The sequence below is a fragment of the Streptomyces sp. NPDC054849 genome (assembly GCF_053610945.1).
The window spans coordinates 16,047-35,479 of record NZ_JBSGZI010000063.1; the positions used below are offsets into that span (position 1 = coordinate 16,047).

A 19,433-nucleotide genomic window follows, 5' to 3' on the forward strand; every position below is an offset into this window, starting at 1 on the left:
AGGGCGGCGCTCAGGCGTTTCAGGCCGCGATCAGGCCAGTGCGCCGGATCAGGCAGCGAGGACCTTGGGGTCCGGGCCGTACTGGTTCGGGGTCGGCTGACCCGCGGTGGCCGTCAGGACGAGCAGCCAGATGCCACCGATGAGCGGGACGAAGGCGATGAAGTACCAGGCGCCCGACTTGCCGAGGTCGTGCAGACGGCGGACGGTGACCGCCAGGGACGGCACGAAGGTGGCGAGGACGTACAGGCCGACGATCAGCGAACCGGCGCCCAGGACGGCGTCGAGGATCGCCAGGACGATGACGACGGCCACCTGGAAGAGGGTGAACATCCAGTACTCCTGGCGGCGGGCGCGGCCGGAGAAGACGGCGTACTTCTTGAGAACGTCGGTGTAGTGGTTCACGGGTCCCCCCAGAGGACGGTTGGTTCGGCCCGTCCTGCTGGAGCAAGCCGGGGCAGAACTTATGCCCCCCTTACGTCGCGGTCAAGCCACTTGTCGTGACGCCAAATCGGCCGGACCGCAAGATTTCCGGCATCGAACATGTGACGGTGGGACACAGGAGTGGCGTCGTGTCCCAGGAAGTCCGAAACGTCCTGGCCGCACGCCTGCTTGACGCCCCGGCAGCAGCCTCGATCGTTACCTACATCGTTACCGCACTGCGACACCGCGGCCCGGGTCCGGGAGGGGGGTCCGGCCCCGGGCCGCGACGCGGTCGTCAGCCGATGCGGAAGGAGTCCCCGTAGACCTTCCAGTCGAGTGGGGTGTTGAGGTTCAGGTTGCCTTTCTTGAGGAAGACCCGCTGCGCGGTGTCGACCCGGCTGGTGTCGCTGTGCGCCTCCTCCTGCTTCATCGCCCAGACCCGGGCGTCGAGGAAGGCGTGGAGGTACGCGGTCTCGTTGCCGCCCTGGGACGGGGGCCTGGCCTTGGACAGGGCCCGCTTGCGGATGTTGCGGAAGCTGGTGGAGTCGGTGCCGTCGCCGTGCATGACGATGGCGTCGTAGTAGATGAACTGGCCGAGCACGCCGAGCCCGTCGGACTTGGCCTGCTTCACGGACGGGTTGAAGTAGACCCGGTCGCGCTCGTGGTCCTGGGCCTTCCGGAACTCGGCGTCCTGGGCCGCCTTCGCCCAGTCTCCGGTGAAGTGCGGGTCGAGGCCAGCGTGCGAGTCGCCGCCGTCGACGTTGCGCAGGGCGGGGAGGTACTTGGCGAGGACGTTGCCGGGCTTGGCCCGGGTGTAGTGCTCGACGAGGTCGAGCATGTCGCCGGTGCCCGAACAGAAGCCGATGATGCCGGCCGTGTAGCCGCGGCCGTCGCCTATGTCCTCGATGTACTTGTACTGCGCCTTCCAGTCCAGCGAGGAGTTCTCCGCACTGGAGACGATCTTCATGGCGATCTCCTTCTTCGCCGGATCGTCGAGTCCCGCGGCCGCCGCCGCGCTCCGCGCCGTGGGGGCGGGAGCAGCGGTGGCGTGGGCGGCGACGGGTACGGCGAGGAGCGCACTGCCGAGCAGAGCGCCGATCGCCAGCGTCTTGCGGTGGGGGGTTAACACAAGGCCTCCGTGGGGTAGTTGAGGCGTCCTGGCTTCGTTAGGAAACTTTACTACCAGAGCTGACGGCACCTCAATACCCTTGTGGACCCTGGGAATAGCCCCGTCCGGTCAGCCCTCTGGACGAGACGGTCCGTCAACGCCTGCTTGGCGGCGGGCCGTTAGGGCCGCGTGATGCTGCAGACCGCGCTGTGGCGGATCCGGCCGTCCCGCCTCACCATGTGGTGGCGCAGGGACCCCTCGTGCGTCGCGCGGTCAGAGCCAGCCGTTGCGCCGGAAGCCGCGGTGGATGACGAAGCAGGCGACCGCCATCACGCCGAGGACGAGCGGGTAGCCGTAGGTCCAGTGCAGTTCGGGCATGTGGTCGAAGTTCATGCCGTAGACCCCGCAGACCATGGTCGGCACGGCGACGATCGCCGCCCACGCCGTGATCTTGCGCATGTCCTCGTTCTGGGCGACGGTCACCTGCGCGAGGTGGGCCTGGAGGATGGAGTCGAGGAGGCTGTCGTAGGCGCCGATCTGCTCGGTGGCCCGGGTCACGTGGTCGGCCACGTCCCGGAAGTACGCGCGGACCTCCGGCGGGATGACCGGTATCGGCTGCGTGGCCAGCTGCTGGAGCGGGCGGCTCAGCGGCGCCACCGCCCGCCGGAGCTCCAGGAGTTCGCGCTTGAGCTGGTAGATCCGGCCCGCGTCACCGCGGCCGCCGTTCTCGCTGAACACCGCGGTCTCGACGGCGTCTATGTCGTTCTGCACCGCGTCCGTGACGGCCATGTAGTCGTCGACCACGTGGTCGGCCATGGCGTGCAGGACCGCCGCGGGCCCCTTCGCCAGCAGATCCGGGGCGGCTTCCAGCTCCTCGCGGACGGGACCGAGGGTGCCGCGGCCGCCGTGCCGGATGGTGATGACGAAGTCGTGGCCGGTGAAGGCCATCAGCTCGCCGGTCTCGACCACCTCGCTGCTCGCGGTCAGCTCCTCGTGCTCCACATAGCGCACGGTCTTGAACACGGAGAACAGCGTGTCGTCGTACCGCTCCACCTTGGGCCGCTGGTGCGCGTTCACGGCGTCCTCGACGGCGAGCGGGTGCAGGCCGAACAGCTCGGCGAGTCCCGCCAGCTCCGACTGCGCCGGCTCGTGCAGGCCGATCCAGACGAACCCGTCGCCCTTGCGGACCCGGTGCAGCGCCTCCTCGATCTCAGCGCAGTCGTCCTGCCGTACGCCGTCGCGGTAGATCACGCAGTTGACCACCGAGCTGCCGAGCGGAGAGCGGGCCGGGTGGCTGAGGTCGACGGCCCGCCGGTAGCTGCGGCGTACGGCCCGGCGCAGATTGCTGAACATGGACAACGGTGCACTCCCCTTCGGCGGAACACCGGCCAGTCTGCCATCGCGGCCGCACCGTCCTCGCCCGGGTCACACCCGTGCCCGCGACGACCTCCCGGGCCGGCTCAGGTCTTCAGACGCGGTCGATGAACACGCTCGTCGACTTCACCCGCGCCGTGGCCCGCGAGCCCACCTCCAGCCCGAGCTCCTCCACCGCCTCCCGCGTCAGCAGCGACACGATGCGGTGCGGCCCGGCCTGGATCTCCACCTGGGCGTCGACCGTGCCCAGCTTCACCCCGGTGACGATTCCCGGGAAGGCGTTGCGCGCCGAGGTGTACGGGGTGTCCTCGCCGTCCGCGCTCTCCTGCGCGGCCTCGACGCAGAACGCGGCCAGGTCGGGCCCGGTCACCATCCGCCGCGTCCCCTCCCGGTGGGTGGGGAACCGTTCGGCGTCCGCCCACCGCCGGGCCGTGTCGACGCTGACGCCGAGCAGCCGCGCCGCCTGGCCGATCGTGTAGGACTCCATGGCCCGCAGCTTAGGCGGTGCCGTTCCGCTCACGACGAAGGGCTGCGCAACGACTCGGCGGCCGCGGCCGCGACCACGTCGGCCACCATGGACAGGACCGGCGAGTCGAGCTTCCACTGCTGCCAGTACAGGGGCACGTCCAGTGGCCGTGGCGCCAGCAGCACCAGCTCCCCCGTCCGTACCAGCGGCCTCGACTGCTGCTCCGGCACCAGCCCCCACCCCAGTCCCGCGACCACCGCGTCACGGAACCCCTCCGATGTCGGGACGTAGTGCCGCACCGGCCCCGCCCCGGCCGCCTCGTCCCCCGTCAGCGAGCGCACGAACGCGTCCTGGAGGTCGTCCTTCCGGTCGAACACGATCGTCGGCGCCTCCCGCAGGTCCCGCTCCGGCGCCCCCGTCAGGTACCGCGCCGCGAAAGCCGGACTCGCCGTCGGCAGGTACCGCGCCAGGCCCAGCATGCGTACGCTGCACCCCGCCACCGGGTCCGGCGAGGAGGTCACCGCCGCCATCACCTGGCCCTCCCGCAGCAGGGCCGTCGTGTGCGACTCGTCCTCGCGGTGCAGCTCGATGCAGACCGGTGGATCCTGCGGCACCCGCGCCAGGGCCGGAAGGAACCAGGTGGCGAGGGAGTCCGCGTTCACCGCGATCGGCAGCCGGACCGGCCCCCTCCCGTCGGTCATCCCCAGCTCGGCCCGCGCGTCGCGCTCCAGCCGTGCCAGCTGCCGGGCGAAGCGGACCACCACCTCCCCGGATTCCGTCGCCCGTACCGGCTTCGTCCGCATCAGCAGCACCCGTCCGGTCCGCTGCTCCAGCGCCTTGACCCGCTGGCTCACCGCGGACGGGGTCACGTGCAGGGCGGCCGCCGCCGCGTCGAAAGTGCCCTCGTCCACCACCGCGAGCAGGGTGCGCACCTGGTCCAGGGGAAGCTCGTCCATCACGATGGCTAATGATACGTAAAAACCTTTAGCTGTACTGAACCGGTCGTGCTGCCTACGGTCTGAGTCATGACACACGGCATCACCACCGCGGCCCTCGCCGGCTTCGGCACCGGGCTCTCCCTCATCGTCGCCATCGGCGCGCAGAACGCCTTCGTCCTGCGCCAGGGCGTGCGCCGGCACGCGGTCCTCGCCGTGGTCGCCATCTGCGCCGTCTCGGACGCGCTCCTCATCGCACTCGGCGTCGCCGGCGTCGGCGCCTTCGTCACCGCCTGGCCGGCCGCCCTGACCCTGGTCGGGCTCGCCGGCGGCGGGTTCCTGATCTGCTACGGGGTCCTCGCCGCCCGCCGGGTGCTGCGGCCCGTTCCCGGCGCCGCCCTCACCACGGAGGGAGCCGCCTCCGGGTCCGGCCGCCGGGCCGTGCTGACGTGTCTGGCCATGACCTGGCTCAACCCGCACGTCTACCTGGACACCGTCCTGCTCGTCGGCTCCCTCGCGGCCGACCGCGGCGACCTGCGGTGGGCCTTCGGCATCGGGGCCTGCCTCGCCAGCCTGACCTGGTTCACAAGCCTGGGCTACGGGGCCCGGCTGCTGAGCGGCCTCCTCTCCCGCCCCTCGGCCTGGCGGGTCCTGGACGGACTCGTCGCGGCGACGATGGTCACCATGGGCGGCCTCCTGCTGGCCCGCGCCTGAGCCCCGCATGTCGGCGACCGGGCGCCGCCCGGCGCCCGGCATAGTGCTCCTGCCGACGACCCGACCTCCAGGAGCCCGCCGTGCCCGACCGCCCCTCCCCCGACGCGGTGCGCGCCTACTACGCCACCCAGCCCGCCCCGCTCGTGGCCGCCACCGGGATCGTCCTGGACGCGCGGGGGCGGGTCCTCGTACTGACCACCTCGTACAAGGAGGACCTGGAGCTGCCGGGCGGCACGGTCGAGGACACCGAGACCCCGGAGGAAGGCCTGGCCCGCGAGCTGCGGGAGGAGCTCGGCCTCGGCGTGCCGGTCGGCCGGCTGCTGGCGGTGGACTCCCGGCCGCCGGGCGCGCTCGGCCGCTCCCTGATCGTGCACGTCCACCTCGTCGGCCCGCTCTCGCCGGAGGAGGCCGGGGCGATCTCCTTCCCCGACGGCGAGATCACCGAGGCGTGCTGGCTCCGGCCGGACGAGGCCGACGCGGTCCTGCCCGCCCGTCTTGCGCCCCGGCTGCGCGCCGCCCTGGCCGCCGTGCACACCGGCTCCTTCGCCCATCTCGTCGACGGAGTGCCCCAGCCGGGCTCCCCGGCCGGCCTGGACCCGGCCCGGCGCGCCGCCCTGGAACACGAGGGCGCCCTCGATGCCGCCAGCCACCGGGCCAACCGCCCCAAGGCCCTGACCGCGGCGAGCGTGCTGTTCACCGCCGCCGACGGCCGGGTCCTGCTGGTCAGGCCCGCGTACGGCAGGGCCGACCGCTGGCATCTGCCCGGCGGCGGCATCGACAGCGACCTCGGGGAGACGCCGCGCGCCGCCGCCCGGCGGGAGGTCCACGAGGAACTCGGCCTCGACCTCGCCCCGGGCCGCCTGCTCGCGGTGAACTGGTCCCACAAGCCCGGCCGTCCGGCCCGCATCCGCTTCCTGTACGACGGAGGCGTCCTCGACGCGCCCGCCCTCGCCCGGATCCGGTTGAACCCGACCGAGCTCACCGAGTGGCGCACCGTCACCCCGGCGGAGCTCCCCGCCCTGGTCAAACCCGCCCTGCGCCGCCAGATCACCGCGTGCCTCACCGCCCGCGCCACGGGCACCGGCCCTCTGGAACTGCACGCGGGCCGCCCCTGACGGGCGGCCCCGCCCCGGCGCGCCGGGCCCGCGCGGCGGGGTTACCGTCGGCGGCATGGACGGTGATCGTCGAGGTTGGCGCGAGTGCCTGCTCAGCGGGGCGGTGTTCGCCGTGTGCATGGCCGGCACCACGCTGCCCACCCCCCTCTACGGGCTCTACCAGGAGAAGTTCGGGTTCTCCGAGCTGGTGGTGACGGTCGTGTACGCCGTGTACGCCTTCGGGGTGATCGGCGTACTGCTGCTGGCGGGCAACGCCTCGGACGTCGTGGGCCGGCGGCCGGTGCTGCTGGTGGGCCTGGCCTGCGCGGCGGCCAGCGCCGTCTGCTTCCTGTGCGCCACCGGGGTGGGCTGGCTGTACGCGGGCCGGCTGCTCTCGGGGTTCTCCGCCGGGCTGTTCACCGGGGCGGCCACCGCCTACGTGATGGAGCTTGCGCCGCGCGGCGGCGCCTCCCGGGCCACGTTCGTGGCGACGGCCGCCAACATGGGCGGACTGGGCTGCGGTCCGCTGCTCGCCGGGGTGCTCGCGCAGTACGCCGTCTGGCCGCTGTATCTGCCCTTCGCCGTGCACCTCGCGCTGGTGGCCGTTTCGGCCGTCGTCCTGCTGGGTCTGCCCGAGACCGTACGGGAGCGGCGGCCGCTGAGCTCCGTACGGCCGCAGCGGCCCGGTCTGCCCCCGCAGGTGCGGGCGGTGTTCGCGCCCGCGGCGATCGCCTCGTTCGTGGGATTCGCGCTGTTCGGGGTGTTCACGTCGGTCAGTCCGTCGTTCCTCGCGCAGTCCCTCGACGTGCACAACCGCGCCGTGAGCGGGCTGGTCGTCGCGCTGGCCTTCTTCGCCTCGTGCGCCGGGCAGCTGGCGGTCGGCCGGGTCGGGGTCGGGCGCTCGCTGCCGCTGGGCTGCGCGGGCCTCCTCGCCGGGCTGGCACTTCTGGCGGGCGCGCTGTGGTGGGACCTGCTGTCGCTGGTGGTGGCGAGCGCGCTCGTCGGCGGAGTCGGGCAGGGGCTGGCGTTTCGCGGGGCGCTGTCCGCGGTGGCCGCGGCCTCTCCGGTGGACCGGCGCGCCGCGGTGATCTCGACGCTGTTCGTGGTGGCGTACGCGGGCATCTCGGTACCGGTGATCGGCGTGGGCGTGCTGGTCGGCCCGATCGGCCTGGAGGGTGCCGGTCTGGTGTTCATCGCCTGCATGGCCGTCCTGGTCTCGACCGCGGCCGCCTACCTCCTGCGGCGGCCGGTGCGCACGGGCGCGTGAGCCCGTACCCGGCCGGCCCCTCTTACGGCGGGCATCGCAGATCAGGGCGACAGGGCGGGCCCGGCCGTGGCCGGCGGTTCGCCGAGAAGGCCGGACGCGCGACAGGCGGGGGGCGGCGGGGCGGCGGGATCCCTTCCGGAATCGGTTGCCACCCCGCCGCCGCCCCGCCTGCCGGAACAGCGGACCGGACCGTCTGACGAGATCAGACCGCCGGGACCGGGTAGGTCGGGTACTCCACCCCGGACACGTGCTGGACGACGCGGATGACCTGGCAGGAGTAGCCGAACTCGTTGTCGTACCAGAGGTAGAGGATCGCGTTGTCGCCGTCGACCTTGGTGGCGCCGGCGTCGACGATCGACGCGTGGCGCGAGCCGACGAAGTCCATCGAGACGGCGTCGGGGGCCGTGGTGAAGTCGATCTGGCGCTTGAGCGGCGAGTTCAGCGAGACGCCGCGCAGGTAGTCGAGGACCTCTTCGCGGGTGGTCTCACGGCCGAGCCGCAGGCTGAGGATCGCGATCGAGACGTCCGGAACCGGAACGCGGATCGAGCTGCCGGTGATCGGCGCCTTGAGCTCGGGCAGCGCCTTGGCGACGGCCGAGGCGGCACCCGTCTCGGTGATGACCATGTTGAGCGGCGCGGAGCGGCCACGACGGTCGGCCTTGTGGTAGTTGTCCAGCAGGTTCTGGTCGTTCGTGAACGAGTGGACGGTCTCCACGTGGCCGCGCAGCACACCGTACTCGTCGTCCATCGCCTTCAGGGGCGGGACGATCGCGTTGGTGGTGCAGGACGCGCAGGACAGGATCTGCTCGTCCGGCTTGATCGTGTCGTGGTTGACGCCGTGGACGATGTTCGGGACGTCGCCCTTGCCCGGCGCGGTCAGGACGACCTTGTCGATGCCGGGGCGCAGGTGCTTCGACAGGCCCTCGCGGTCGCGCCACTTGCCCGTGTTGTCGATGAGGATGGCGTCCTTGATGCCGTACGCCGTGTAGTCGACCTCGGAGGGGTCGTTGGCGTAGATCACCTTGATGCTGTTGCCGTTGGCGACGATCGTGCTCGTCGCCTCGTCCACGGTGATGGTGCCCTGGAACTGGCCGTGGATGGAGTCGCGGCGCAGCAGGGAGGCGCGCTTGACCAGGTCCTGCTCTCCGCCGCCGCGGACGACGATGGCGCGCAGGCGCAGGCCGTTGCCGGAGCCGGCCTTCTCGATCAGCAGGCGGGCGACGAGGCGGCCGATGCGGCCGAAGCCGTAGAGGACGACGTCGCGCCCCTCGCGCCGCTCGATCTTGTTGTCACCCATGGCGCCGGCGACGGCTCCGGCGGTGAACTCCTCCACCGACAGGCCGCGGTCGTCGTTCTTGTACGTCGCGGCGAGCATGCCGATGTCGATCTGGGACGGGCCGAGATCGAGGGCGGTCAGAGCCTGCAGGAACGGCAGCGTCTCGGTGACCGAGAGCTCCTCACCGTCGATCTGCCGGGCGAATCGGTGGGTCTTGAGGATGCTGACCACCGACTTGTTCACCAGGGAGCGGCTGTGGAGAAGGATCGTGACGTCCCGCTCCCTGTGCAGCTTCCCGATGATCGGGATCATCGACTCCGCAATCTCCTCGCGGTGCTTCCAGCTGGTGAACGAGTCCTCATTGACAGTCACAGGATTATCTTTCGAGCTAGGCGGTGCTCATATGCTAACCCGACGCCACTCTGGCCCCTCAAGCGGTACCCCGCAGAGCGGGGAACGGGCGCTTTGCGGCGTATGGGTGTCCTGTTTCGCAGCGGTTCGCCTCAGAACGTGTTGCGGCGCCTCATCCCCATCGGGCGGCCGTCCGGGTCGACCAGGACGTGGTTCAGCGGAGCCGCGAGGACCCGCTGCAGCGTGGGCAGATCCGGCGGCACGTAGCGGCGCAGACGCCCCGGCGGCCGTGGACCGCGGCGGCCGTCCTCGTGCCAGGCGTCCAGGGCGGCCGCGGCCTGCGCGAAGGCCTCGAACGCGGTCACCGGGTCGCACAGCCCGTCCGATGCCGGCTCCCCCGGCTCGCCCCCCGCGTCCAGGTGCTCGCGCATCAGCCCCAGGCGCAGTTCGCGGGCGAAGGCACGCGCCCCGTCGCCGAGGCCTCCCGGGTCCCGCGGCGGCCGCGGGTCCGGGCTCTCGTCGTACACGACGCAGCTGAGTTCGGAGTCGTGGGTCCACGACCGGAGGTTGATGTTGTCGGAGCCGACGGACGCCCACACGTCGTCGATCACGCACACCTTGGCGTGGACGTAGACCGGGGTGCCGGCATGGTTCTCCAGGCCGTACGTCGCCACTCGGTCGCCGCCGGCGCGGCGCAGCTCGTCCAGGGCCTTGATCCGCCCGATCAGGTTCATGGGCAGCGTGAGCCACCCGGCCTGCTCGGGGACCGCGGGGATGACACTGATCAGCCGCAGCCGAGGATGCCTGCGCAGCGCCTCGGCGAAGCAGTCCACCACCCGGGGCGACCACAGGTACTGGTCCTCAAGGTAGATCAGCGACCGGGACCGCCGCAGCGCCTTGTGGTAGCCCCGCGCGATGCTGCGCTCGCCGTCGGGGGCGAAGGGGTAGCCGCGCAGCAGGCGGTTCGGATAGGTCCGCAGCACTTGGACGGTGTGGGTGCCGCAGGGGGCCGGATCGGCCGACTGCGGCGGCAGCGTGTCCGCGTGGGTGTCGTCGTGGTGGAGCAGGGACCGCAGGCGGTTGAGCGGGCTGCGGCTGAGCGGCGAGGGGTCCTGCCACCGTTCGCGGAAGACGGCCTCGACGTCGCCGACGGCCGGCCCGCGCAGGGCGAGCTGGACGTCGTGCCAGGGCGGGTGCGGCCCGTAGGCGTCGGCGAGGGGCAGCGACTGGCGGTCGCCGCGGTGCGTGGCGTCGTCGTTGCGGTTGCGGCAGAGGTCGATCCCGCCGACGTACGCGACGTCCAGCTCCGGGCGGCCTCGGTGGCGCAGCACCACCATCTTCTGGTGGTGTGAGCCGCCGGGCCGTACCCGCATGTCGAGCAGGCACTCGCCGCCGGCCTCTTCGATCTCCTCGCCGAGGTGCCGGTTCTCCTCTTCGCTGAACTGAAAGTTGTCGAGGTGGGAGCGCCACACCAGCCCTTTGACGATGACGCCGCGCTCGGCTGCCCGGCACAGGACCGCGCCGATCTCGGTGCCGGACCCGTCGAGCCGCTCGTCGGGGTCGCCGCGCCAGTCGGTGAACAAGAGCAGATCGCCCTCGCGCAGCGCGCTGATGCCCGCCAGGAGTTCCGCGAAGTAGGCGGCGCCGTGGACCAGGGGCCGTGCGTCATTCCCCCGGGACCAGGCCTCTCCGTCCGGGCGACGCCGGTCCAGGCGCGTCGCGGTGTTGCCGCGTTCACCGGCGACCAGAAGCCAGTCGGCATGCGTCACGGCACCGGCCCTCCAGCCCCGCGCCTACGCTCCGCCGCTCCGGTTCGTGCGCGCGTTCACCCGTAGGCCCAGGCTAGCCGCATCGGGCGGGCCCGGCTCGTGGACGGCCCGCCGGGCCGGTCCGGCCAGTGGCGAGGGGCGAGCGGCGAGCGGCGAGTGGCGAAGGGGCGGTGCCGGGGCGGGGCCCGCTCAGCCGACCGAGCCGGCGGCCTCCCTCGCCGGGGCCACCCGCGGCGCCTCCCCGCGCGTCCCGCGGAACGCCACCTCGGCCATCCTCCGCTCGGGGCCGCGCCGGCGCAGGTGCAGATAGCCGATGAAGGCCGCCGGGCCGAAGAACACCTGCGCGGGGACGAGGGCGAGGGAGTGGCCGGTGACCGCGGCGGCGATGTGCAGGGTGGCGACGGGCGCCACGGCGCCGAAGAGGACGACCAGCCCGGCTCCCGTACGCAGCCCCGACCTCCCGTACGCCTTGTACGCGGTGGTGGTGAACAGCGTGTACGCCAGCAGGTCGCCCATGCCGACGACGGCGCCCAGGTCCTCCCCGATGCGCAGGCCGGCGGCGGGGGCGTACGGATAGCCCTGGACGGCGTCGGACAGTTCCCCGGTCAGCGGGACGACCCAGGCGAAGAATGCGTCGTACGCGGTGAGGGCGAGGAGGAACCACGCGACGTTCTTCTGCCGCATGCCGCCCTGCACGTTGAGGTTCGTGGCGGAGACGACGATCAGGCCGACGACGCAGCTGTTCGCCACCCAGTACGGGGGCGCGGTCTCGCCGAAGGCCAGATGGAAGACGAGGACGCATCCGAGCAGCGCGGCGATCAGCGCCCAGCGCAGCCGGCCGCCGCCGATCAACGGCTGGTAGCCGACGGAGAGTCCCCCTGCGAAGACGAGGGCGAGCACGACCGGGAGGACCGCGCCGGGCAGGGTGAGGTAGATGTACGGCAGCGCCAGGACGAAGCCCATCATCACGAAGATGTCGCTGCCGTTGAAGACGCCGACGGGCGGCCTCGGCGTGCGTACGGCGCGGAAGTAGGCGATCGAGCCGGCGCACACGGCGAGCGCCAGGGCGGTGGTGACCGCGAGCTGGAAGAAGACCGTCATGCGTGGCTCCGGGTGAAGGTGTGCTCCAACAGGTCGCAGCGGAGGGGGAAACGACGGGCGGCCTCCTCGTCACTCACCGGCAGGACCGTGACACGCGCCTCGATGTCCCGGGCCCGCAGCCGCTCGGTCACCTCCGCCACGGTGACGTCCCCGGAGGCGACCTCCACGTGGAGCCGGCCGTCGTCCCCGACGCCGGCCCGGTGGCGCAGCGGCCACGGCAGGCCGGGGGTGCCGTCCAGCGCCTCCAGGATGTCGCGCGGGGTCACCACGGCGCCGGCGGTGCGGAACAGCGTGCCCGCCTTGCCGAGGATCTGGGAGACCGCGGGCACCGCGGCCAGTTCGCACTCCGGCTCGCCGTCCAGGGTGCGGACCACGTCACCGGTGTTGTAGCGGAGGACCGGCATGCACTCGCGGTACGGGTAGTACGGGGTGACCGTCAGCTCGCCGAGCCGGCCGGGTCCGGCGGGCTCGCCCGTCTCCAGGTCCAGCACCTCGGTGTACCCCATGTTGGGGTCGATGTGCAGGTGGCGCCGGCTACAGGTGCGGCCGCCGACCGGCAGCAGCTCGGTCATGCCGAAGGTGTCGCCGACCTCCCGGGCCCCGAACGTCTCGCGCAGGGCCTGCGCCAGGGTCCGCGACAGCATCTCCCCGCCGGCATAGACCGCCCGGAGTCCGAAGTCGTCCGGCCCGTAGCCGCATTGCCGCGCGGCGGTCACCATCCGGCCCAGGTAGCTGGGATTGCCGGTGAGCACGGTGGGCCGGTCCCCGCCCCGGCCCAGCAGGTGCTCGACGGACTCGTCCGCCGGGATCTGTCCGACGACGTGGCACGAGGCGTTGGCGAGCCGGCATACCTCGACGTCCTCCTGCACGGCTGCCGTCGCCCGGGAGCTGAGGTTGATCTGCATCCGGTCTCCGGGGCCGAGGTCGCCGCGCAGCACCATGGACAGCGAGATCAGCGCGGGCCAGAGTTCCATCTCGTAGCGGGAGAGCCAGATCTGTACGGGGCGGCCGGTGGTGCCGGTCGTCTGCGTCGACAGATACGGGGCACTGCACAGGAAGTCCGCGGGGCGTTCGATCAGGTCGGCTTTGCGGGTCACCGGGATCCGGGTGAGCGTCTCGGCGGTCAGCCCGTCGAGGTCCAGGCCGGCGAGCCGCTCCCGGTAGAACGGGGAGCGCTTGGCGAGCCGGCGCACGGTCCGCTGGAGCGCCCGGTTCTGCAGGTCGCGGCGCTCGTCCGGGTCGGCGAACGGTCCGTCGGCCAGTTCGTCGACGTCGTCGCCGAGCGAGCCGAACTCCTCCAGCGTGAGGAGGGCGTCGGCGACCAGCCGCTCCACGGCGCGTACGTTCAGCCGCCGGCCGAACACCATGGACATCGCCACCCGTACCTGCCGGACACCGGTCTCCAGCACTGTCATGCCTCCCTGGGACGTGGCTGGGGGGTGGGGGCGGCGTACCGCCCCCACCCGGGACTTCTGCGTCAGCTGGCGGAGCAGGTGGCGAAGAAGACCGCCGTCATGGCGCCCATGACGTACTTGAACTGCTTGGCGCTCGTCTTGATCGCGCTCATCGGATCCTCCTTGTTTCGTTCCGGCGGGCGGACGCTCCGGTTCCCTCAAGTCGCCGTGACGTTCCGCCACTTGGGCGTCAACACAGTGGCGCGATTGCGTCCCACGGGCAATGATCGGGTCCATTCAACGGACCGGTGAGCGGGGGACGGCAACACCGTTCTCCCCGATGAGCCGGTACGAACGGGGACTTCTGGAACCATCCGACCGATGGGGCCAGGCGTGAGAGGGGGAACCGCTCATGGCCAGATCCGGCACAGAGGGGCGGGGCGTACTGGAAGGCGCGTTCGCGCTGATGGAAGCGCTCGCGCACGGCGACGAGGTCGGGCTGACCCGCCTGGCGACCGACGCCGAACTGCCGAAGGCCACCGCCCACCGGCTGCTCGGGCAGCTGGTCGCACTCGGCGCGGTGCAGAGCCGTTCGGGCCGCTACCGCCTCGGGCCGAGGACCTTCCGCCTGGGACAGGCCTGGCACCCCGCACGCGCCCTGCGCGCGGCCTCGGCCCGGCCCCTGCGGGAACTGGCATCCGCGAGCGGCCGCCTGAGCCTCAGCGTGTCGGTGCCCGAGGCGGGGCACACGATCGTCGTCGGGGGCATGCGCGGCGAGGTGGACGACGTCTTCCCGCTGCGCTCCGGCGTCGTCCTGCCGCCCGGCAGTGCGGCGGAGCTGGTCCTCGCGGCCTCGCACCCGGTCGCGGACCTGCCCGGGGGGCGGACGAAGGCCGCATGGGCGCGTGAGGTCGCGCGGGCCCGGGAGCAGGGCCTCGCCTTCGAGTACGGCCAGTGCGTGAGCACGCTCTCGTGCGTGGCCGCTCCGGTGCTCTCCGCCTCCGGTCAGGTGGTGGCCGCCGTCGCCGCGACCGCCCTGGACGGGAAGCAGATCACCCCGCTGGGCGATGCCGTGCGCCGCGCGGCGGCGATGATCAGCGCCAACCTGGCCCGGCTGCCGGCCCCCGCGGCGCAGGCTCCCGGGGAGTGGCCCGCCTACGAAAAAGCCCGCTGACCCCGTCCCGGAAAACGATCAGGGGCCGTTTCGGATTGCTCCGAAACGGCCCCTGATCTGCGACTACGAGCCTAAGGCTCCAGTCGGGACGACAGGATTTGAACCTGCGACCCCTTGACCCCCAGTCAAGTGCGCTACCAAGCTGCGCCACGTCCCGATGCCCGCTGACCTGGGGTTTCCCCTGGTTGAACGCGCAGGAGAACGATACCGCATTTCACGGTGTGGTCGCGCGCACCTTTCCGCCACCGCTTCCGCTAGAACCCGGCGACCACGCCCACCGGCGCCGGAGGCACGGCGGGCGCGGCCCGCGTGCGCATCCGCGTGACGGCCTCCGGCACGCGCCGGCCCCCGGGTCGGCGCCGTTGCCTCAGCGCGCCTCGCCGGAGAGCTCCGGATAGGCCGCGATCAGGCGTTTCGGGGCCGCCTGGAGCCAGGAGTCGGTCAGGATGGAGCGCAGCTCGCCCTCGTCCTGCACGGCGGCCAGGCGGACTCGGATCCACGCGTAGTTGTCGTCGTGGCCGGCCCGCATGAAGAACTTCTCCGGCTCCGCCGCGATCAGCTCGGCCCGGTCCTCCTTGGGGCACTTCACCCCGATCGAGGTGTCATCGCCGGCGAGCGCCACGAAGATCTTCCCGCCCACCCGGAAGGTCGGCATGCCCCAGGCGGGCTTCTCACTGCTGTCCGGGAGCGACAGCGCGATCAGGCGGACGTCCTGCGCGGTCACGGCCATCCCCGAGACTCCTCTCCAGCCACCGGTGAACCCTCGTCGGACGACCGTAGCCCCCGCCACCGACAAGCGGGCTCACCCGCGCCGGGTCTGCCTGTAGACCTGCGCGGGGTCCGGCTCCCCTCCCTCCCCAGGGGCCTCACCTACCTGCCCCCAGCCCTCCGCCTGGTTCTCCGGGCCCTGCCCCTGCCCCTGCCCCTGCCCCCGGGCGTGCCTTCGGTCCTCCCGCTCGTGCAGCAGCGCCATCAGCTCCGCCGCCAGCTCCTTGACGGTGGCGAGTCCCTCCATCCCCCACCGCCGCGGCGCCACGTCCACCGCGCACACCGTGCCCAGGACGATCCCGCGCCGGTCCGTCAGCGGGGCGCCCACGTACGAGCGCACCCCGCTCTCGTCCACCACCGCGTTGCCCGCGAAGCGCGCGAAGTCCCGTACGTCCTCCAGCACGAGCCCCCGCCGGCGCACCACCACGTGTGGGCAGTAGCCGTGGTCGCGGGGCAGGACCCGCGCCGGGTAGCGGCTCGGCGGGGCTGCGGCCGCGTGGTGCAGCCCGGCGAAGAACTGCCGTTCCTCGCCGATGAAGTTGACCCCCGCGTACGGGGCGCCGAGCGCGTCGGCCACGCGCCGCGCGAAGGCGTCCAGTTCGGCGTCGGTGCGATCCCCCAGGCCCAGCTCGCGCAGCCGGACGGCGCGTGCGGGCGCCTCCCGGTCCACCGGCGTGAGCAGCAGGTGTCCGGTCGATTCGTAGTACGTCATGACGGTTCCCCCGACTCCGAAGACGAAGAACTGGCTGTGGACATGCACAACAGATGACGGACGAGGGTGGCCAGCGCCCCCGTCCCGGAGCTCGTCAGGCGCGCGTCGCACCGTACGACGGGCACCTCCGGCCCGAGCCCCACCGCCTCGCGGACCTCGTCGGGCCCGTAGCGGTGACCGTCGTCGAACTCGTTGACGGCGACGATGAAGCCGATCCCGCGCCGCTCGAAGAAGTCCACAGCGGGGAAGCAGTCGGCGAGGCGGCGGGTGTCGGCGAGGACCACCGCCCCGAGCGCGCCCGCGCACAGCTCCTCCCACAGGAACCAGAAGCGGTGCTGTCCCGGCGTGCCGAAGAGGTAGAGCACGTGGCGCTCGTCCAGGGTGATCCGGCCGAAGTCCAGCGCCACGGTCGTCGTGGACTTCGCCTCGACACCGTTCAGCGGGTCGGCGGCCGCGCTGACGTCGCTGAGGAGTTCCTCCGTGCTCAGCGGCTCGATCTCGCTCACCGCGCTCACGAAGGTGGTCTTGCCCGCCCCGAAACCGCCCGCGACCAGGATCTTCAGCGTCGCGGGGGCGTCACAGCCGGGTGCGTAGGCCATCGAGCACCGCCAGAAGCAGGGAGCGGTCGTCGGCGGCGAACGAGCCGCCGCCCGGGAACCGCGGCGACTGCGCCGTCACGGCCCCGTGTTCCATCAGATCCGACAGGATCACCTTCACCACCACGGCCGGCAGCCGCAGCTGCCCGGCCACCTCGGCGACCGTGACCGCGCCGGCGCCCGCGCACAGCCGCAGGGCGTGCGTGTGCTCCGCGCCCAGCGGGACGCGCGGCCGTACGCCGGTCGCGGTCACCAGCGAGAGCAGGTCGAGCGCGAAGCCCGGCCTGGTCCGCCCGCCGCTGGCCGTGTACGGGCGCATCACGCGGCCCGCCGAGTCGTCGAGCCACGGTGTGTCCCGCCCCTTCGCGTACTCCCCCGATCCGCAGGCCCTCATCGCTCCGGGGCGGCGACGGGCCGCCGCGGCGTGGCCGCCAGATACGGCCGGACGCTCTTGACCAGCATCGCCATCTCGTAGCCGAGTACCCCGGCGTCGGCCTCCTGGTCGGCGAGGACGGCCAGGCAGGTGCCGGATCCGGCCGCGCAGACGAAGACGAGCGCGGTGTCGAGCTCGACCACGACCTGCCGCACCTCCGCGCCGTCCCCGAAGCGGGAGCCGGCGCTGCGGCCCAGCGAGTACAGGCCGGACGCGAGCGCCGCCAGGTGGTCGGCGCTGTCGGCGTCCAGGCCGTGCACGCAGGTCACGAGCCCGTCGGCGGTGAGCAGTACGGCGCTGCGCGTGTACGGCACGCGCTGCACCAGGCCGCCGAGCAGCCAGTCGAGGTCCGAGAGCCGGCCGCCGGTCTTCGTCGCCACTTCGAGGCCCATGGGGGTGCGCTCCTTGCTGAGGTGAGGGGTCGGGGTCATGACCGGTTCTCCGACTGGGCGAGGCCGAAGCCCCGTTGGAAAGCCGCCATCAGCCCCGGATCGTGCACGGGTTGATCGGACTCCGCGGCCCGCCGCGGGGCGGGTGCCTCGCGCAGCTGGGGCGCGACGTGCTGTTGTGCCCGGCGCCGGGGCAGGGGCGGGCGTTCACCCGAGTCCCGCGCCCCGGGTACCGGCGGCCCCCCTCCGCCCCACGGCGTGGGTTCCATCCGAGGATCGGCAGCGGGCCCGGCGGGGGCCGTCCCGGCGGCCCGGGGGGCGGGGACCGTCCCGTGCCCGTCCAGTGGCGGATCCGAGACCGCACGCTCGACCCGAGGGTCGGCCACTGGCCCGGCCGGGGCCGTCGCTCCGGCTTGCGGGACCGTTGTCCCAGCTCCGGCCCCAGGCCCCGAGGGGGGCATGGCGCCCGGCAGCGGACCTGCCCGGCGTTCCGCGGGGGGATGGGGCGAGGGCGCGGACCGGCGGGCGGGCGGGGGGACCGGCAGAGGTTCGGCCCAGAACTCGGTCAGGGGAGCGGCCGGGGCGCGGGGCGGTGGGGCCGTGGCGCGGGGCGGCGGGGCCGGGGCGCGGCGGGCCGGCGCCGGCTCCTGCAGGTCGTCGGCCGACGCCGTGGCTCCGGCTCGGCCGGCGGCCCCCGGCGGGGGTACGGGCCCGGCGGCGCGGGCCGGGCCTCCGGGTGCGGGGACCCTGGGCCAGGGCTCCGGTACGGGCCCGCGCATGCGGACCGGCTCCAGCGGCGGCATCGCCGCGCCCTCCCCCGTCCCCCACGACGTGGCCCGCGAACCCCCCGCCGCGTCGGTCGCGCTGGGAGCATGCGCGCCCAGCAGCTCCTGCGGAAGCACCAGTACGGCGAGCACGCCGCCGTAGATGTTGGACTTGAGCTCGACGGCGATCCCGTGCCGGCGCGCCAGCGCCGAGACGACGAACAGGCCGATCCGCCCGTCCGCCAGCAGGTGCCGGACGCTGATCTGGTCGGGGTCGCCGAGCAGCGCGTTCATCCGGTGCTGTTCCCCGGGCGGCATGCCCAGCCCCCGGTCCTCCACCTCGATCGCGATCCCGGCGGTGACCCGCTCGGCACGCAGCACCACATCGGTGTCGGGGGCGGAGAACACCGTGGCGTTCTCGACGAGTTCGGCCAGCAGGTGCACGACGTCCGCGACGGCGTGACCGCGGACGCTGCCTCCGGCCGGGGGCACGACCTTGACCCGGGTGTACTGCTCCACCTCCGCGACCGAGGAGCGGAGCACCTCGCTCAGGTCGATGGGGCGGGTCCACTGGCGCCGGGAGGCGGCGCCGCCCAGCACGGCGAGGTTCTCGGCGTGGCGGCGGATGCGGGTGGCGAGGTGGTCGACGTGGAAGAGCTCCCTGAGCAGGTCCGGGTCCTCGACCGTGTCCTCCAGGTCGTCCAGGAGCGAGATCTCCCGGTGGACGAGGGACTGCAGCCGGCGCGCGAGGTTGACGAAGACCTCGACCATGCGCTCGCTGTCGGACGGGGCGACCGGTCGGGCCAGCCGTACGAGGGTCGCGTGCGCCTGTTCACGGGCGCCGCGCAGCTCCTGGGAGAGCAGCCAGAACTCGTCCACGCCCGCCGGGTCCGCGCCGACCTGCGGCGCCGTCGGACCGCCCCGCACGGGGCGCGGCGGGCTCTCACCCCGTTCGAGCCGGTCGGCGGCCGTGCCCAACTCCTGGCGGCCGCGCACGCTGGAGCGGCGCAGCGCCTCGCACCGGTCCCGTACGGCCTTGGCGCCGCGCTGGGCTCCCAGCAGGGCCGCGGCGAGGGCGCCGACCACGAGCAGGACGCAGCCGGTGAGCACGGGCCACAGCCGGGCGTCGCGGTCACCGGCTCCCCCGCCGAGCTGCAGCGTGAAGATCACCGCGGCCGCGCCGCTGAGCCCGGCGGCGAGCGTGGGCAGTACGGCGGCCCGTACCAGCTGAGGGCGTATCTGCCGGCCCGGACCGGTGACGGCGTGTCTCGACGGGGCGTGGCGGGCGGCGCGGGGTCCGGACATCGGCGTCCTCGGTACGTGGGGCC

At 72.9% G+C, this 19,433-nt stretch carries 19 protein-coding genes and 1 tRNA gene; 4 read left to right on the plus strand and 16 right to left on the minus strand.

Annotated elements, in window-relative coordinates:
* Positions 1-48 precede the first annotated feature (48 nt).
* The 5 genes from ACWGIF_RS24495 to ACWGIF_RS24515 form a co-directional block, all read right to left on the minus strand.
* Positions 49-402, minus strand: coding sequence for a DUF805 domain-containing protein (locus ACWGIF_RS24495; RefSeq protein WP_453500636.1), 354 nt, complete (start codon positions 400-402; stop codon positions 49-51).
* Positions 403-715: 313 nt separating this feature from the next.
* Positions 716-1,549 carry a chitosanase gene (locus ACWGIF_RS24500; protein WP_453500637.1) on the minus strand — a complete coding sequence of 278 codons (834 nt, stop codon included), beginning with the start codon at positions 1,547-1,549 and terminating at the stop codon, positions 716-718.
* A 252-nt stretch (positions 1,550-1,801) separates the two neighbouring features.
* Positions 1,802-2,881, minus strand: coding sequence for a magnesium/cobalt transporter CorA (gene corA, locus ACWGIF_RS24505; protein ID WP_453500638.1), 1,080 nt, complete (start codon positions 2,879-2,881; stop codon positions 1,802-1,804).
* 115 nt (positions 2,882-2,996) lie between these two features.
* The gene (locus tag ACWGIF_RS24510; RefSeq protein WP_453500639.1) at positions 2,997-3,389 is read right to left on the minus strand and encodes a TOBE domain-containing protein; all 393 of its coding nucleotides are present in this window, start codon (positions 3,387-3,389) and stop codon (positions 2,997-2,999) included.
* A 29-nt stretch (positions 3,390-3,418) separates the two neighbouring features.
* Positions 3,419-4,324: a LysR family transcriptional regulator ArgP gene (locus ACWGIF_RS24515; RefSeq protein ID WP_453500660.1), complete on the minus strand. Its 906-nt coding sequence runs from the start codon at positions 4,322-4,324 to the stop codon at positions 3,419-3,421.
* A 69-nt stretch (positions 4,325-4,393) separates the two neighbouring features.
* On the opposite strand from ACWGIF_RS24515, the gene ACWGIF_RS24520 reads away from it, so the two are divergent.
* The 3 genes from ACWGIF_RS24520 (at position 4,394) to ACWGIF_RS24530 (ending at position 7,378) form a co-directional block, all read left to right on the plus strand.
* Positions 4,394-5,017 (plus strand): LysE/ArgO family amino acid transporter, encoded by a 624-nt coding sequence (locus ACWGIF_RS24520; protein ID WP_453500640.1) that lies wholly within the window; start codon positions 4,394-4,396, stop codon positions 5,015-5,017.
* Positions 5,018-5,097: 80 nt separating this feature from the next.
* A complete protein-coding gene (locus tag ACWGIF_RS24525; protein ID WP_453500641.1) occupies positions 5,098-6,132 on the plus strand; it encodes an NUDIX domain-containing protein in 1,035 nt (344 codons plus the stop codon).
* A 55-nt stretch (positions 6,133-6,187) separates the two neighbouring features.
* Complete coding sequence (locus ACWGIF_RS24530) at positions 6,188-7,378, plus strand: MFS transporter (RefSeq protein ID WP_453500642.1); 1,191 nt, start codon at positions 6,188-6,190, stop codon at positions 7,376-7,378.
* A gap of 202 nt (positions 7,379-7,580) precedes the next feature.
* Here ACWGIF_RS24530 and ACWGIF_RS24535 read toward each other — a convergent pair whose 3' ends face one another.
* From ACWGIF_RS24535 to ACWGIF_RS24550, 4 genes are all read right to left on the minus strand, one after another.
* Positions 7,581-9,026: a glyceraldehyde-3-phosphate dehydrogenase gene (locus ACWGIF_RS24535; protein WP_453500643.1), complete on the minus strand. Its 1,446-nt coding sequence runs from the start codon at positions 9,024-9,026 to the stop codon at positions 7,581-7,583.
* A 131-nt stretch (positions 9,027-9,157) separates the two neighbouring features.
* Positions 9,158-10,774, minus strand: coding sequence for a phospholipase D family protein (locus ACWGIF_RS24540; protein ID WP_453500644.1), 1,617 nt, complete (start codon positions 10,772-10,774; stop codon positions 9,158-9,160).
* A gap of 189 nt (positions 10,775-10,963) precedes the next feature.
* Positions 10,964-11,875, minus strand: coding sequence for a hypothetical protein (locus ACWGIF_RS24545; protein WP_453500645.1), 912 nt, complete (start codon positions 11,873-11,875; stop codon positions 10,964-10,966).
* On the minus strand, positions 11,872-13,290 hold the full coding sequence (locus tag ACWGIF_RS24550; protein ID WP_453500646.1) for a phenylacetate--CoA ligase family protein: 1,419 nt from the start codon (positions 13,288-13,290) through the stop codon (positions 11,872-11,874). Before ACWGIF_RS24550 ends, ACWGIF_RS24545 begins: the two co-directional genes overlap by 4 nt.
* Positions 13,291-13,681: 391 nt before the next feature.
* Here ACWGIF_RS24550 and ACWGIF_RS24555 point away from each other — a divergent pair, with 391 nt between their 5' ends.
* Complete coding sequence (locus ACWGIF_RS24555) at positions 13,682-14,443, plus strand: IclR family transcriptional regulator (RefSeq protein ID WP_453500647.1); 762 nt, start codon at positions 13,682-13,684, stop codon at positions 14,441-14,443.
* A gap of 83 nt (positions 14,444-14,526) precedes the next feature.
* On the opposite strand, the gene ACWGIF_RS24560 is transcribed toward ACWGIF_RS24555, so the two are convergent.
* The 7 genes from ACWGIF_RS24560 to ACWGIF_RS24590 all read right to left on the minus strand — a co-directional run bounded on the left by ACWGIF_RS24560 (position 14,527) and on the right by ACWGIF_RS24590 (position 19,410).
* A tRNA-Pro gene (locus tag ACWGIF_RS24560) sits at positions 14,527-14,600 on the minus strand.
* Positions 14,601-14,810: 210 nt separating this feature from the next.
* The gene (locus tag ACWGIF_RS24565; protein ID WP_453500648.1) at positions 14,811-15,173 is read right to left on the minus strand and encodes an MmcQ/YjbR family DNA-binding protein; all 363 of its coding nucleotides are present in this window, start codon (positions 15,171-15,173) and stop codon (positions 14,811-14,813) included.
* 72 nt (positions 15,174-15,245) lie between these two features.
* Positions 15,246-15,923: a GAF domain-containing protein gene (locus tag ACWGIF_RS24570; protein WP_453500649.1), complete on the minus strand. Its 678-nt coding sequence runs from the start codon at positions 15,921-15,923 to the stop codon at positions 15,246-15,248.
* A complete protein-coding gene (locus ACWGIF_RS24575; RefSeq protein WP_453500650.1) occupies positions 15,920-16,522 on the minus strand; it encodes a GTP-binding protein in 603 nt (200 codons plus the stop codon). The genes ACWGIF_RS24570 and ACWGIF_RS24575 overlap by 4 nt, the downstream gene beginning before the upstream one ends.
* A complete protein-coding gene (locus ACWGIF_RS24580) occupies positions 16,500-16,913 on the minus strand; it encodes a DUF742 domain-containing protein (protein WP_453500651.1) in 414 nt (137 codons plus the stop codon). The genes ACWGIF_RS24575 and ACWGIF_RS24580 overlap by 23 nt, the downstream gene beginning before the upstream one ends.
* Positions 16,910-17,344 carry a roadblock/LC7 domain-containing protein gene (locus ACWGIF_RS24585; RefSeq protein ID WP_453500661.1) on the minus strand — a complete coding sequence of 145 codons (435 nt, stop codon included), beginning with the start codon at positions 17,342-17,344 and terminating at the stop codon, positions 16,910-16,912. Before ACWGIF_RS24585 ends, ACWGIF_RS24580 begins: the two co-directional genes overlap by 4 nt.
* Positions 17,345-17,379: 35 nt before the next feature.
* Positions 17,380-19,410 (minus strand): ATP-binding protein, encoded by a 2,031-nt coding sequence (locus tag ACWGIF_RS24590; RefSeq protein ID WP_453500652.1) that lies wholly within the window; start codon positions 19,408-19,410, stop codon positions 17,380-17,382.
* Positions 19,411-19,433 lie beyond the last annotated feature (23 nt).